General features: G+C 49.1%; 11 protein-coding genes and 1 pseudogene. 8 read left to right on the top strand and 4 right to left on the bottom strand.

Going from position 1 to position 14,703, the window contains the following annotated elements; all coding sequences use genetic code 11:
* Positions 1 to 24: 24 nt before the first annotated feature.
* Entirely contained in the window at positions 25 to 1,221 is a 1,197-nt protein-coding gene (locus ACLH1I_RS09960; RefSeq protein ID WP_151628587.1) for a sensor histidine kinase, read from the bottom strand.
* Positions 1,218 to 1,913, bottom strand: coding sequence for a response regulator (locus tag ACLH1I_RS09955; protein WP_043519565.1), 696 nt, complete (start codon positions 1,911 to 1,913; stop codon positions 1,218 to 1,220). The genes ACLH1I_RS09960 and ACLH1I_RS09955 overlap by 4 nt, the downstream gene beginning before the upstream one ends.
* Before the next feature lie 124 nt (positions 1,914 to 2,037).
* On the opposite strand from ACLH1I_RS09955, the gene ACLH1I_RS09950 reads away from it, so the two are divergent.
* Entirely contained in the window at positions 2,038 to 2,814 is a 777-nt protein-coding gene (locus ACLH1I_RS09950) for a MipA/OmpV family protein (protein WP_065802340.1), read from the top strand.
* A gap of 466 nt (positions 2,815 to 3,280) precedes the next feature.
* Here ACLH1I_RS09950 and ACLH1I_RS09945 read toward each other — a convergent pair whose 3' ends face one another.
* Complete coding sequence (locus ACLH1I_RS09945) at positions 3,281 to 4,198, bottom strand: AraC family transcriptional regulator (RefSeq protein WP_048324208.1); 918 nt, start codon at positions 4,196 to 4,198, stop codon at positions 3,281 to 3,283.
* A 373-nt stretch (positions 4,199 to 4,571) separates the two neighbouring features.
* Here ACLH1I_RS09945 and ACLH1I_RS09940 point away from each other — a divergent pair, with 373 nt between their 5' ends.
* From ACLH1I_RS09940 to ACLH1I_RS09910, 7 genes are all read left to right on the top strand, one after another.
* Positions 4,572 to 5,669 carry an alpha/beta hydrolase gene (locus ACLH1I_RS09940; RefSeq protein ID WP_048324209.1) on the top strand — a complete coding sequence of 366 codons (1,098 nt, stop codon included), beginning with the start codon at positions 4,572 to 4,574 and terminating at the stop codon, positions 5,667 to 5,669.
* An 80-nt stretch (positions 5,670 to 5,749) separates the two neighbouring features.
* Entirely contained in the window at positions 5,750 to 6,121 is a 372-nt protein-coding gene (locus tag ACLH1I_RS09935) for a DUF2255 family protein (RefSeq protein ID WP_025999258.1), read from the top strand.
* Between the two features lie 757 nt (positions 6,122 to 6,878).
* Positions 6,879 to 8,402 carry a type I restriction-modification system subunit M gene (locus ACLH1I_RS09930; RefSeq protein WP_151628589.1) on the top strand — a complete coding sequence of 508 codons (1,524 nt, stop codon included), beginning with the start codon at positions 6,879 to 6,881 and terminating at the stop codon, positions 8,400 to 8,402.
* The gene (locus tag ACLH1I_RS09925) at positions 8,392 to 9,579 is read left to right on the top strand and encodes a restriction endonuclease subunit S (RefSeq protein WP_048324215.1); all 1,188 of its coding nucleotides are present in this window, start codon (positions 8,392 to 8,394) and stop codon (positions 9,577 to 9,579) included. Before ACLH1I_RS09930 ends, ACLH1I_RS09925 begins: the two co-directional genes overlap by 11 nt.
* Positions 9,576 to 10,259, top strand: a complete 684-nt coding sequence (locus ACLH1I_RS09920; RefSeq protein WP_198079736.1) for a YecA family protein — start codon at positions 9,576 to 9,578, stop codon at positions 10,257 to 10,259. The genes ACLH1I_RS09925 and ACLH1I_RS09920 overlap by 4 nt, the downstream gene beginning before the upstream one ends.
* A gap of 52 nt (positions 10,260 to 10,311) precedes the next feature.
* Positions 10,312 to 13,596 (top strand): type I restriction endonuclease subunit R, encoded by a 3,285-nt coding sequence (locus ACLH1I_RS09915; RefSeq protein ID WP_001741679.1) that lies wholly within the window; start codon positions 10,312 to 10,314, stop codon positions 13,594 to 13,596.
* Positions 13,593 to 14,348, top strand: a complete 756-nt coding sequence (locus ACLH1I_RS09910) for a M48 family metallopeptidase (RefSeq protein ID WP_001459733.1) — start codon at positions 13,593 to 13,595, stop codon at positions 14,346 to 14,348. Before ACLH1I_RS09915 ends, ACLH1I_RS09910 begins: the two co-directional genes overlap by 4 nt.
* Positions 14,349 to 14,608: 260 nt before the next feature.
* Here the strand turns inward: ACLH1I_RS09910 and ACLH1I_RS09905 are convergent.
* Positions 14,609 to 14,703: pseudogene (locus ACLH1I_RS09905) on the bottom strand (integrase); the annotation flags it as partial.

The raw sequence follows: 14,703 nt of genomic DNA, 5'->3' as shown, positions 1-14,703 counted from the left end.
ATTCGACGTTTCGTCAAGGTATTATCAAGAGCGGCTATTTTCCATCTCAGACGACGTCCAGGGTAACAAAATGCTGACTGCGAGTCCGCCGGTTTCAGGTAACGACGCGCTGATACTGCCACCATGGGCCTGACAAATCGCGCGAGCAATCGACAAACCGAGACCGCTGCCGCCGGAGTGGCGGGCACGCGACTGCTCCTCCCGGCTAAAACGGTTGAACATTTCCGGCAGGAACCGGGAGAATACCCCCGGGCCGTCATCGCGAAATTCGAGGCAATATTGCCCGCTGGCGTAGTGCAGCGTGACATCAAGATGGCCGCCATCACGCCCGTAACGGAGGGCATTTTCCATAAGGATAGTAAACACCTGGCCCATACGGAACGTATCGCCTTTGAAAGGACACGCCTGAGAATGATGAAGCCTGATGGTAAAACGATGTGCATCAGCCTGGGGCATGATCCATGTCACCCGTTCCTTAAGCAGCTCATCCAGACGAAAGGGTTCGTTTTCCAGAACCAGATTCCCGGCATCAGACAGCGAGAGCAGATGAAGTTCATCGGTCAGGCGATTCAGGTGCTGAAGCTGTTTCATTACCATGGCCAGTTGCTCCGGGCTGGCATCAAACACGCCATCCAGCATGCCCTGTAAACGTCCAATAGCGGCAGTCAGGGGGGAGCGAAGCTCATGCGCCATGGCCACATGAGAGGTACGTAACTCTTTTTCATAGCGGGCCAGTTTCCCCGTCATGGTATTAAAGTCACTGGCAAAGCTGACCATTTCAGCCGGCGCATTCCTGATGAGCTCTGCCTGACGGCCAAATTGCCCTTCGGCGACGTCCTTTGCCGCATCACGCAACCGGCTGAACTGCAGCGCCAGTGGCCTGGCATATCTCAACCCCATCACCACAATAAAAGGGATCATGACCAGGACCAGTAACGCCACGGTGACCCAGTCTGCCGAGGCGATGGAGGGTGTTGAATAACTCAACCCCCACCAGGTATCGACGATTTGATGGAAGCGCGCCGGGTCCGCCTGCGGGTTCTGGCTGAGCGCAAGAAACTCTTGTCGGACCGATGCCGGCATTCTGCTCATGATCCAGTAATTCTGCACCGCATAACGTAGCCACATACAGGTCGCTATGACAATTACGCTTCCGATGGCCAGCGCTAATATACGTGCGCAAATCCAGCGCCACAGGGAGGAATAGCGGGTTTTTGTCATGGTTGTCTGAACCTGTAACCTACGCCGCGAACGTTAACCAGCACGCCGGAAATACCCGCCGCTTCGAGTTTTTTACGCAGGTTATAAATATGGGTATCCACCACACGCTCCAGGGCTTCACTTTCCGGCAAACAGTGCTCCAGTAAATGCTGGCGGGAAAAAGGTCGTGAAGGAGAGCGCATAAGCGTGGTCAGTAGTGAAAATTCGGTTGGGGTGAGGTCTAACGTCCGCGGTGTGTTGTTCCCGTCGACAATACTCGCCACGATGGCCGTGACATCCACTTCAAGTGATTGCCAGCGAAGAATCTCTTCCTTTGTTTCTTTTTTATTGCTACGGCGCAGTACCGCCTGTACCCGAGCAACAACTTCTCCCGGATGGTAAGGCTTAACAACATAATCATCAGCGCCATAGCGCAGAGCGCCAATACGATCGGGAGTATCGCCCATGGCGGTGACCATGATCACCGGAACATCATTTTTGCGACGCAGGCCAGCCAGGACTTCGGTGCCGTTAAGCCCCGGAAGCATCACATCCAGCAGGATCAGATCGGGTTTCCACCGGTGCGCCATATCCAGCCCGGAAAGTCCATCTCCGGTAATGACGACATCGTAATTTTCACGGCGTAAATAGGCTTCGAGCACGCCAGCCGCATCGGCGTCATCTTCAATAATCAGCACTCTTCTGGACAACATCCGTTCACCTTGACCGATTCTTAACACTATCCCGACGATTCATTGATTTTGCCAAATCATACTGCGCCAACATTTTGTGGCAGCTCCTGCCTCAGGAGAAACCAGCATCCGTGAGGAGAACAGTATGATAGCGATAAAAAAAGCCCTGTATATGACCGTACCGCTTTTGACGGCCATCACATCCTGTGTACAGGCAAATGATGACGGCTCTTTCACTATCGGGCTGGGGGGGCGCTACGCTCCGCGATATTCAGGTTCAGACAAGCAGGTATGGCAGGTGGTTCCGGTGCTTCAGGGTCGTAACGGCGCTTTCTTTATTGATACGCAGAAAGGGGTAGGGTATGACCTGCAGAACGCCAGCGGCTGGTACTTCGAACATACGCTGGGATACGATCTGGGAAGGACGGATAAAAACGCCAGCTGGCGGGCAGGGGCAAATAATCTGAAAGGGATGGGAGACATTGACGTCTCACTGAACACGGCCCTTGCCGTTGGCTGGCAGGCGCTTTCGTGGCTCAGTGTTGAAGGTAAAGCGACGCTGCCTTTAACGGACAGCCAGGGGGTAAGCTACCAGGCATCCTTCATGTTGATTCCCGTACAAACTGGCCAGGACACGTTCGCCTTTCAAACGGCGGCCCTGTTTGGCGACAAGCGTTACCTGAATACCTGGTATGGCGTGAATTTGCAGCAGAGCCAGCGCTCAGGTTATAGCCGCTATTCAGCACCGGGGGGATTTTATGGCATAGACAACAGTCTGGTCTGGAGCCACCAGTTTGATGCCCACTGGGGCACGGTTTTGAGTGCTGACTATACCTGGCTTGGGGAGCATGCTAATGAAAGCCCAATCGTGTTACGACGTAACGAGGCGGCACTGACAGCAGCTGTCACATGGACATTTTAGGTCGGAAAGTATGGCGTGCGTTTTGCCGGGAAAGGTCAAAATTGAGAGAGTCAGCATTATCTGGCAGATACGCAACCAGAAGCGAAACATGTTGTTAACCGCGCCGGCAGACCTGGTGCGGTCCTTGTGTCGCCGACGTGCGTTCGGTTATTGATCCCAACGACGATCGAGAGCGACACAAACGTGCCGGAGGAGTTTTATGAACAACGCCATAGCTGGTTTGTCGGGAAGTTTTCAGTCACGTCGTTCGTCAGCATGAGAACACCGAATCCACCAATAACAACACCAATCCGCTTTTCTAAGGTTATCATCTTTATTACCCCAGCCGTCATCAACTGTCACCCGCCCTTACTGAAGTTATCTCGATATTACGCTACCGTAATGCCTCTTAGCTTTATTTCGAAGCGGCCACCCCGGGCGGAAGTAATATAATTCACTACCGATTTCACTTGTGGCTGTGGAGAATTTATTGAAGCTTACCAGCTGACTTTCTCAGCACAGTAATATCCCTCTTGGGTGACTCCCCGAACATCCGCGTATATTCCCGGCTGAAATGGGATAAGCTTTCGTAACCGACAGCATAGGCTGCTGTGGTGACATCGTAATGTTCATTCAGCATCAGTCGCCTGGCTTCATTGAGGCGCAGCCATTTCTGATACCGGAGCGGGCTCATTCCCGCAAGCTGCCTGAAGTGTTGGTGAAAAGAGGGCGTGCTCATTTGCACCCGACTTGCCAGTTCCTCTACGCGTAAAGGTGACGCAATATTGGTTTTTAACCAGTCGATAGCTTTACCGATACGGTAGCCATGGCCGTCTACTGCTGCAATCTGTCTGAGATGATCGGACTGATCGCTCATCAAAAGCCGGTAATGTATCTCCCTTTGAATCAGCGGCCCGAGAACAGGAATGGCTTCAGGCTCGTCAAGCAAAGAAAGCAGACGGCAGAAAGGTTCCAGCAAAACATCAGTAACCGTTCCTATACCGACACCCGTTCCCGCGTCTCGTTTTTTGACCGGCGGCAGGCTTCCCTGGGCAATTAATTCCATCAGCACGCGCTGGTCAAGTTTATAGGCTACGCCGACGCAGGGCCGGGATGTCGAAGCCTGTAAAACCTCCGAGCTGGCTGGCAGGTCAAGGGAGGTGATCAGGAATTTTTCCGCATTGTATTCGTAAGGTTCACCACCAACCCACATGATCTTCGCGCCATCGGCCACCAGAACGATACTGGGAGGGACCAGGCAGCTCACCGGAGGAGCGGTTTCGTTTCGGCGGAACAGTTGGAGTCCTTCTACCGCTGTTGGGAAATCACCGGTGCCCGGAGTGCGCTGAGCAATATCACGGGAAAGCACGCCGAGTAGTTTTTCAACCGTCTTGTCAGAAATCATTCTGTAATACCTCACGTTTATTGCGGCTTTTGACGTTAACAACTTAGCAGCGATGAAAATTGAAATATACGCTTTAAATTCAGTTTCAGAGGATCAGGCAAATAATGCAGAGTATTTTAATAACAACTTTCATGTAAGGCACTCAAAATAACAACACTGAAATGAAGCTGTGACCTGTCAGTCAGCTTTCACAGCGAGCCAATTTAAACCGTTCAGGTTAAAGCCATTTTCACTGTCAGACAGGTTATCCGGAGGAGACATACGTGAAAGAGTTTACTTTCTACAACCCAACCCGAATCGAATTCGGTTCCGGAAAAGAGAGTTGTAACTGAAATACTCATGCATGCTGTCTGAAACTATCCCTCAACATCCAATGAAAGGTTTTAATATCATGACGCTAAAATCTTCAACGCGCTTTTTTAATCGCGCACTCATCGCCGGAGCGATGGCTCTGATTTCAACAGAAGCTGCGGTCGCCCAGCCGGCACCAGGCACAGCAGATTCTTCAGTCCATCTGGTTCAGACGTGGGATAAAACTTTCCCAAGGAGCGAAAAAGTGGATCATCAAAAAGTTACTTTTAAAAATCGTTACGGTATTACGCTGGCCGCAGATGTGTATCTTCCTAAAGATCGCGGGAACAAGAAGCTTGCTGCGCTTGTGATTTCCGGGCCATTTGGCGCGGTAAAAGAGCAGGCTTCAGGTCTCTATGCTCAGACTTTGGCAGAGCGCGGATTCGTGACGCTGGCATTTGATCCATCTTATACCGGTGAAAGCAGTGGTGAACCCCGCAATATTGCTTCCCCTGATATCAATACCGAAGACTTTATGGCCGCAGTCGATTTTATTGGGCTGCAACCTTATGTGGATCGTGAACGTATCGGTGTCATCGGTATTTGCGGCATGGGGGGGATTGCCCTGAACGCTGTTGCCGTGGATAAACGCGTAAAAGCGGTCGTTGCCAGCACCATGTACGATATGAGCCGCGTAATGTCGAAAGGCTACAATGACAGCGTAACGCCGGAGCAACGCGAGCAGGCGCTGGAGAAGATGAGTCTTCAGCGCTGGGAAGATGCGGCAAACGGCAAGCCTGCATACCAGCCAGCCTATAATAAACTGAAGGGCGGGGAAGCACAGTTCCTCGTGGACTATGCGGACTACTACATGACCAAACGCGGTTATCATCCACGAGCCGTCAACTCTGGCAATTCATGGTCGGTGACAACGCCGATGGCCTTCATGAATTTCCCGCTCATGACCTATATCAAGGAAATTTCTCCGCGTCCGATCCTGTTCATCCATGGCGAAAAAGCGCATTCGCTTTACTTCTCCAAAACGGCTTATGAAGCGGCAAATCAACCAAAAGAGCTTCTGATTGTTAAAGATGCCACACATGTCGATTTATATGATCGTATGGATAAGATCCCGTTCGATAACATCACTGCATTTTTTAACAAAAATCTTAATAAGTAAGCCATAGCACCGTCCGGTGCTTTCAGATGCAGTGTCTGTGCGACAAACGACAGACACTGCTCTTGAAAGAGGAGAAGTTTATGTTCTGGAACCCTGAATTATTAACAAGAATAGATGCGGCCGACGACCTGAAAATCGCTCCGTATCATCCCGATATGAATACGACCGGTACGCCGACGTGGATTTGGGAAGTGAAGGTGGAGAACAGACTTTTCGTCCGAGCCTATAGTGGTACCCGTTCAAAATGGTATCAGGCTGCATTGTCCCAGCAGGCGGGTAAGATACTGGCTATTGGACAGGAGTTCGACGTCCTGTTCGCAAAACCATCAGACCCTGAGCTTGAAAGTAAAATTGATCAGGCTTATCAGAAAAAGTACTCCAGCAGCAGCTATGTTTCAGCAATGACAGGGACACGCGCCAGAGCGGCCACGATTGAGATTTTACCTTCGTGATTTCCTGTCAAAGTGATACTGGGTGTTCTGTGAGACAAAATCTGCCTGTTTAACTTTAATTTCCCTGAAACTGGAGGCAAGTATGAAACATACACAACCGCCAGTTTCTGGTCCGTTGAAAGTTCATCTTCAGGAAGCATTGTCCATTAAGGTAGGAGTTTAAATATTGATGATAGGGCGAACATGTACTATGAACATAACGCAAGAAAAGGGATGTCAGTCATAAATAAGTACCGTGTTGATTTGTTAAGAGGCCGCTGTCAAATATGAAGTTATTGGGCATTACATTCCATTTAACTTATGTTGTGTGAGAGTTCAGTTCATAAACCATATGGTACATATCTCATTGCTTTAAAAGATATTTTTAATAGAAAGATGAAATCACTTCAAGAGAACTTCATGAACTAACAGGAAATGCACCTCTTATGAGTATTTCCTGACAGCTTAATCTGCTTCAGTTCATGGACCATTCCCAATGTAATAAAAGGTTGTAAAATGCGTTTTACCGTCACTGGGGTAGGGTGTATTGATATCACGGGGAGCAGGTCAATCCAGTACCAAGCCGCGCGTTAGTGTTTGTTTCATCGACCAGTCCACCACATTACGGGCAAAAAGAGTCCTATTCCCCTCAGGAAAAATCCACTTCGCACGATGCGGCTTTGACGTGCCTGAAGACGCACCTTAAGGTATTATCTGCACCAAATTTTCTACGATGAATACAACACATCGTAAGGTTTTCTTCATAGCAGGATGATTCATGAACGACAAAATCAATCAGGACACTATCAACAAAGCCCTGTGGGCCGCGTGCGATACCTTCCGTGGCACCATCAGTGCCGATACCTATAAAGATTTTATCCTTACCATGCTGTTCCTTAAGTACATTTCGGATGTCTGGCAGGATCACTATGACGAATATAAAAAGCAGTATGGTGACGCGCCGGAGCTGATTGAAGCGATGATGGCTAACGAACGCTTCGTGCTGCCGAAAAATGCTAGTTTTTATGCACTGTATGAGCGCCGTCATGAGCCGGGCAACGGTGAGCGTATCGACCAGGCGTTACACGCCATTGAAGAAGCCAACGGCACCAAACTGAAAGATGCCGGGAAAAGCGTGTTCCAGGATATCTCGTTTAATACCGACCGTCTGGGTGAAGAAAAACAGAAGAATACTATTCTGCGGCAGTTGCTGGAAGACTTCGCCGGTGAAGATCTTAACCTGAAGCCAAGCCGTGTCGGTATGCTGGACATTATCGGTAATGCCTATGAATATCTGATCAAAAATTTTGCTGCCAGCGGTGGACAGAAAGCTGGGGAATTCTACACCCCACCAGAAGTTTCAGACCTGATTGCTGAACTGCTTGATCCGCAACCCGGTGACACCATCTGTGACCCAGCCTGTGGTTCTGGCTCATTATTAATGAAGTGCGGGCGTAAAATCGTCTCCGGGCATAAGAGCCGTAACTATGCGCTATTCGGTCAGGAAGCGATTGGCTCCACCTGGTCGCTGGCGAAAATGAACATGTTCCTGCACGGCGAAGACAACCATAAAATCGAGTGGGGTGATACCATTCGTAACCCGAAACTACTCGATAAAAATGGCGATCTGATGCTGTTTGATATCGTGACCGCCAACCCGCCGTTTAGCCTGGATAAGTGGGGCCATGATGAGGCCGGGCACGACAAGTTTGGTCGCTTCCGTCGCGGCGTGCCACCGAAAACCAAAGGGGATTACGCCTTTATTCTGCATATGATTGAAACCCTGAAACCGGGAACTGGTCGTATGGGTGTAGTGGTGCCACACGGTGTGTTGTTCCGTGGCTCCAGCGAAGGCAAGATCCGCCAGAAATTGATTGATGAAAATCTGCTGGATGCAGTGATTGGTCTGCCGGAAAAACTGTTTTACGGTACCGGTATTCCGGCTGCGATTCTGATTTTCAAAAAGCAGAAAGTGGATGACAAGGTGCTGTTTATCGACGCCAGCCGTGATTACAAGGCTGGTAAAAATCAGAACCAGCTCAGCACAGAAAATATCCAGAAGATCGTTAAAACCTATCGTGAAGGCGATAACGTTGAGAAATACGCCTATCTCGCCAGCCTGAAGGAGATTCAGGATAACGACTATAACCTTAATATTCCACGCTATGTCGACACCTTTGAGGAAGAGGACGAGATCGATTTGCTGGCCGAGCGTAAAGAGCGTGAGCAACTGAAGGTGGAACTGGCGAAGCTGGAAGTTGAGATGGCGGGTTATCTGAAGGAGTTGGGTTATGGTGCCTAAGGGGTGGGAAGTTCTGCATCTTAAGGATGTTGCTAGTAAAATTCAGGATGGAAATTATGGGGCCGATTATCCAAAGGCCGATGAATTTGTAGCAAGTGGCATCCCATTCTTAACTTCAAAGGTCATTGGTGGTATTGGTACTATTAATCCCGATAAGTTTGACTATATAAAAGAAGAAAAGCATCAATCGTTAAAAAAAGCGCAAATAGTAGCTGGTGATATTCTTTTTACAAATCGCGGTGCGAATGTTGGAACCATAGCGATCGTTCCTGATTATATAGCTACTGCAAACATTGGTCCCCAGTTAACGCTCGTGAGATGTAATGACTGTATCCTCAAGGAGTATCTGTTCCAATTTTTAAGAGGCTCATTTTTTCAAAAACAGATTCAACAGCGAGATTCCGGCAGTGCAATGAATTTTTTCGGGATTAAGGATACTGAGCGCTTCAAAGTGCTTGTTCCCTCTCTCTCCGAACAAAAGAGAATCGCCCAAATTCTGTCCACCTGGGATAAGGCGATTTCGGTGACGGAAAAGCTTCTCGCCAACAGCCAGCAGCAGAAAAAAGCCCTGATGCAGCAATTGCTTACCGGGAAGAAACGCTTGCTGGATGAGAATGGGGTGAGGTTTAATGGTAAATGGGAGAAAAAACTTCTTTCAGATGTAGCTGATGTTTATCAACCAAAAACAATATCCCAGTCTATGATGTCTGATTCGGGGTATCCAGTTTATGGCGCAAATGGAGTTATTGGATTTTATCAAGAGTTTAACCACGAAACTGAACAAATAGCCGTAACTTGCCGGGGTAGCACATGCGGCATAGTCAATTGGACTCAAGCAAAATCGTGGATTACCGGAAATGCAATGGTTATCAATACGGATAACTATTCCTACGTGAGTAAAAAATTTCTATTCTATACTCTGAATGGCAGTGATCTGAAGTATTTAATATCCGGTTCCGGTCAACCACAAATAACCGGAAACATTAAAACGCATATCATTAATTTGCCCTGTATCGAAGAGCAACAAAAGATCGCCACCGTGCTGTCCGCAGCCGACGCCGAAATCTACACACTTGAGAAAAAACTCGCCTGCCTGAGAGATGAGAAAAAAGCCCTGATGCAACAGCTACTGACTGGCAAACGTCGTGTTAAGGTCGATGAGGCGGTTGCCGAATGAAACTGACGAAAAGCGGGCCGCTGATTGACCGGGAAATCGACTGGCTGGAAGAGGTGTTGATGAAATACGGCAATGATGACTCTGTGCTCTGTTTCTCTGAGCTGGATGGCTTTCTGACGGCGATTGTCTCTGGCCCGAATACGATTTCCCCTAATACCTGGCTCAGTGCTATCTGGGGGCGAGGTGATTACCACCCTCGCTGGACCACTGAAAAAGAGATGACGCGTTTTGTGGGGCTGTGTTTTCAGCATATGAACGATATCGCTGGCTGCCTGTATGAGGCCCCTGAACAGTTTGAACCGATTTTCAATGAGCGTGAGGTAAAGGGGGAAAAATATACCATTGTGGAAGAGTGGTGTTTTGGTTATATGAAAGGAAAGTCACTGGATGACTGGTCTGGTCTTCCCGGTGAGTTACGGCCTTCTCTGGAAGTGATCGCTCTTCATGGCGTGGAGAAGAATTTTCCTGTACTTGAGAAAATGACCGGAGAGCAGTTTGAGAAAAGTATTTCCCTTATTCAGCCTGCTGCACTGGCACTTTATCAGCACTGGTTGTCAGTGAGAATGTCAGAGGCATCATCCCGGCCTGTTCCAGTGAAGGGGGCAGAAAACATGCCCGGGCGAAATGACCCGTGTCCGTGTGGCAGCGGTAAAAAATTTAAGAAGTGCTGTCTGCATTGATGAATCTTCATGTGACCAGTAGCGAGTAGCGCCAGAAAGAAAAGGATTAATGATGAACCAGACGTACACGCCAAAATTCCAGGAAGAATACAGCGCCAAAATTCCGGCACTGACGTTACTGACCAGCCTCGGCTGGACGTTTTTATCTCCGAAACAGATTATGGATTACCGGGGCTATAAACAGGATGAGGTGGTGCTGCGTCCGGTTCTGCGTGAAGAGCTGTCGAAGCGTTCCTTTATGGCGGGTGGCAAAACCTGCCAGTTATCGGAAAAAGCACTGGATAACCTGATATCACAGGTCTGTTCTCCGGCGCTCAATGAAGGGCTGCTCAAAGCCAATGAACGGATGTATAACCATCTGCTCTACGGTATCGCCGTCACGGAGTTTGTCGATGGCAAGAAGGTGAACCCCACCATTGCGCTGATCGACTGGGAACATCCGGAAAATAACCAGTTCCATTTTACCGAAGAATTTACGGTATTGCGGTCAGGCGGTGTCGAAACCCGCAGGCCGGATATTGTGTGTTTTGTGAATGGTATCCCGCTGGCCGTCATTGAAGCGAAAAGCCCGGCGGGTCACGGCAAGAAAGGGCCAACCATTGACGAAGGGATATCCCAGAGTATCCGCAATCAGCTCAACGACGAAATCCCGCAGCTGTTTGCTTACAGCCAGATATTACTGTCGATTAACGGGCATGACGGGCGCTACGGTACCTGTCATACACCAATGAAATTCTGGGCGGCATGGCGCGAAGAAGATATTACTTACGCGCAGATGTATGCGCTGCGCAACCATAAGTTATCGACTGAACAAATTCATGCGTTGTTTGATCATCGTCCTTCAGTCGATCTCAAATGGTATCAACAGTTAATCGATGGGGGGGAACTGGCAGTCAGCGGGCAGGATAAGCTGCTCATCAGTCTGCTTTCACCGGAACGTCTGCTGGAGATGACCCGCTTCTTCACCCTGTTTGATAAAAAAACCGGAAAAATTGTTGCCCGCTATCAGCAGGTGTTCGGGATAAAAAGACTGCTGGAACGCATCAGTACCCGCAGACCAGACGGGGGCAGGGAAGGTGGGGTGATCTGGCATACCACGGGGTCAGGTAAATCTTACACCATGGTGTTCCTCAGCAAGGCGCTGATTCTTCATGACAGCCTGAAGCGGTGTCGTATCGTGGTGGTGACGGACCGTATCGATCTTGAAGAACAGCTCAGCAATACCTTTGCATCCGGCGGCGAGTTGGCCGGGAAAAAAGACAAAGCCAATGCAATGGCGACATCCGGGCAGATGCTGGCGAAACAGATTGGCTCCGGTAAAGAACGCATCATTTTCACCCTAATCCAGAAATTTAATTCAGCGACAAAACTTCCTGAATGCGTCAATACCAGCCCCGATATCATCGTTCTGATTGATGAAGGACACCGTAGCCAGGGTGGTGAGAACCATGTGCGAATGAAACTGGCACTGCCGAACGCCGCCTTTGTAGCATTTACTGGTACGCCATTGCTAAAAGAAGATAAGACCACCAATAAATTCGGACCGATTGTCCACGCTTATACCATGCAGCGAGCGGTAGAAGATAAAGCCGTTACACCTTTGCTGTATGAAGAACGTATTCCCGACCTTGAGGTTAACGATCGGGCAATAGATGCCTGGTTTGATCGTATTACCGATGGGTTAAGCGAAGCGCAAAAAGCCGACCTTAAGCGTAAATATGCCCGTAAAGGTGAGGTTTATAGTGCAGATGATCGCATCCGTCTGATCGCACTCGATATCGCCACGCACTTCTCGAAGAATATTGATGAGGGACTGAAAGGCCAGCTTGCCTGCGACAGCAAGATTTCCGCCATCAAATATAAAAAGTATCTTGATGAAGCCGGGTTGTTTGAGTCAGCTGTAGTTATCAGCCCGCCGGATACCCGGGAAGGGAATACTGAGGTGGATGAAAGCAAACTGCCGGAAGTGACGAAATGGTGGAAAGATAACGTCGGCACGCAGGATGAGTCTGTGTATACCCGCAATATCATCAGTCGTTTCGATACCGATGAGAAGCTCAAATTGCTGATAGTCGTTGATAAACTGCTCACCGGGTTTGATGAGCCGAAGAATACCGTGCTGTATATCGACAAGCCGCTTAAGTCCCACAACCTTATCCAGGCGATTGCGCGGGTGAACCGACTGCATCCACTAAAAAAGTTCGGTCTGCTGATTGATTATCGCGGTATTTTGGCTGAGCTGGACACGACTATCAGCAAATATCAGGACCTCGCCTCCCGAACTCAGGGCGGATACGATATCAAAGATATTGACGGGTTGTACAGCGCCATGAGTTCTGAATATAAACGTCTGCCGCATCTGTATAACCAGTTGTGGGCCATATTTGCCGGTGTTAAAAACAAAAATGATACTGAGCAGTTACGTGCAGTACTGGTGCCTAAAATGGAAGAACGTGACGGAGAGATGGTCGATATCCATCAGAAAACCCGTGATGATTTCTTCGAGGCGCTAACGGCCTTTGCCGGATGCCTGAAAGTAGCGCTGCAGTCCGCCACCTTCTTCACCGACAAGAGCTTTACGGAACAAGACCGAAATCTCTATAAAGAAACCGTAAAACAGATGTCCAGCCTGCGCCAGTGGGCGATGCAGGTCAGTGGTGAGCAGGTCAATTATGACGACTACTCGGAGCAGGTGAAAAAATTGCTGGATAAGCATGTCACCGGCGTTGAGGTTCGTGAACCGGATGGCGTGTATGAAGTCGGTAAAATGGGCAAGAGCGAAAAGCCCGAAGAGTGGGACAGCAACAAAACCCGCAATGAAACCGACATCATTAAAACCCGCGTGACGAAGATGATTGAGCAGGAGCTGCGTGATGACCCGTATGCTCAGGAGGCATTTTCCAAACTTCTGCGTATGGCTATCGAAGAAGCAGAAAAACTGTTCGACCATCCGCTGAAGCAATATCTTCTTTTCCGCGAGTTTGAGGCGCAGGTGGAAACCCGCAAACTCAGCGACATCCCGGATGCGCTGGCCGTAAACAAACATGCGCAAGCATACTACGGAGTATTTAAAAAAGAGCTACCTGAGGTTTTCGCGGTAAACGATGATCAGGTTCAGGATAAATGGACGAAGCTGGCTTTCGAAGTGGACACTATTATTGTCAAAGCGGTTTCGGAAAATTCCCTCAATCCTCAGGATATTGAGAAAGCCGTTAAGACAAGCCTGTTGCCGCGACTGTTTACTGCCTGTCGAGAGATCGGTGCTGGAATGAACCAGGTAAACCGTATCGTTGAAACCATCATCCAGATCCTGCGCGTTGGTTTGATGAAATCATGAGTGAGAAAAAGTCACTATCCATAAATGCTGTACGGTTTGTTTATGGTGATGAAACCATCGTGGTGCAGTGTGCTCTGCGGCAGGTCGTCAAAGGCAGGATACTTATCAAGGTTCATCCGGACTGCCGGGTAGTCGCATCTGTACCATCCGGAACGCCGGAGCAGGATGTGCTGTCTGCGCTGAAAAAACGAGGGCGTTGGATATACCAGCAACTGCGCGACTTCAGGGAGCAACAAACACATATCGTCCCGCGCCAGTACGTGAGTGGCGAAAGCCATTACTACCTTGGCAAGCAATACCAGTTGAAAGTAACAGAAGATGCTGCTGTCCCGCAAAAAGTGAAAATGTTGCGGGGCCGTCTGGAAGTCACCGTCAGACACAAATCCGCTGAACGCGTTAAGGCGGTGCTGGCTGAGTGGTATCGGGAACGTGCAAGAAATGTGTTTCAACGCAGACTGGATTTACTGATACCGCAAACCTTATGGGTAAGTGAGCGTCCTCCGATACGTTTACGAGCAATGCAGACGCAATGGGGAAACTGTTCTGCAAAAGGCTGCCTGACACTTAACCCGTGGCTGGTAAAGGCTTCCTCGGAATGCATCGACTATGTATTGCTCCATGAGCTATGCCACGTTGCTGAGCACAACCACAGCGAGGAGTTTTACCGGCTGATGGGGCAGGTTATGCCCGGATGGGAAAAGGTAAAAAAACGCCTGGATGGAATGGCCGGGATGCTGTTGGCTGATATGTAGTTTGGTTACTTACCGTTCCATGAATTGCATGTGATGGCTAACTATTCAGGGTTATCGTAATTAACGCTTCTCTCCGATAATAAAAAAGGCCTTTACCGAATGTTTGCATTGCTTCATCCCGAGCGGAATGTTTCGCATTAAAGCACCACTTTTTTTTCGCGAATAGTGTCAACGTCTACAGGCCTGGGTGACGTATAGTCGAAATGGCAAGAATTATAACGCTCACTGTTTACAGGGAAGGGATTGTAAATAGACCCGTTTTAGTTCCATGCATTTTTTGAGATCCCGGCCAAATAATGGTGCTGTCGGTATTCCTCCGGTGTCATATTGTTCAGTGATTCATGAGGGCGTTCAC

This window comes from Klebsiella sp. 1SOBk10mer (assembly GCF_046602535.1).
Taxonomy (GTDB): Bacteria; Pseudomonadota; Gammaproteobacteria; order Enterobacterales; family Enterobacteriaceae; genus Klebsiella; species Klebsiella quasipneumoniae.
Note: the sequence above shows the minus strand (reverse complement) of the source record. Positions and strands in the feature narration are given on the sequence as shown.

Bases quoted from the DNA above. Each gene is read 5' to 3' on its own strand.
- ACLH1I_RS09960 (WP_151628587.1), bottom strand. From the start codon at position 1,221: ATGACAAAAACCCGCTATTCCTCCCTGTGGCGCTGGATTTGCGCACGT.
- ACLH1I_RS09955 (WP_043519565.1), bottom strand. From the start codon at position 1,913: ATGTTGTCCAGAAGAGTGCTGATTATTGAAGATGACGCCGATGCGGCT.
- ACLH1I_RS09950 (WP_065802340.1), top strand. From the start codon at position 2,038: ATGATAGCGATAAAAAAAGCCCTGTATATGACCGTACCGCTTTTGACG.
- ACLH1I_RS09945 (WP_048324208.1), bottom strand. From the start codon at position 4,198: ATGATTTCTGACAAGACGGTTGAAAAACTACTCGGCGTGCTTTCCCGT.
- ACLH1I_RS09940 (WP_048324209.1), top strand. From the start codon at position 4,572: ATGAAAGGTTTTAATATCATGACGCTAAAATCTTCAACGCGCTTTTTT.
- ACLH1I_RS09935 (WP_025999258.1), top strand. From the start codon at position 5,750: ATGTTCTGGAACCCTGAATTATTAACAAGAATAGATGCGGCCGACGAC.
- ACLH1I_RS09930 (WP_151628589.1), top strand. From the start codon at position 6,879: ATGAACGACAAAATCAATCAGGACACTATCAACAAAGCCCTGTGGGCC.
- ACLH1I_RS09925 (WP_048324215.1), top strand. From the start codon at position 8,392: ATGGTGCCTAAGGGGTGGGAAGTTCTGCATCTTAAGGATGTTGCTAGT.
- ACLH1I_RS09920 (WP_198079736.1), top strand. From the start codon at position 9,576: ATGAAACTGACGAAAAGCGGGCCGCTGATTGACCGGGAAATCGACTGG.
- ACLH1I_RS09915 (WP_001741679.1), top strand. From the start codon at position 10,312: ATGAACCAGACGTACACGCCAAAATTCCAGGAAGAATACAGCGCCAAA.
- ACLH1I_RS09910 (WP_001459733.1), top strand. From the start codon at position 13,593: ATGAGTGAGAAAAAGTCACTATCCATAAATGCTGTACGGTTTGTTTAT.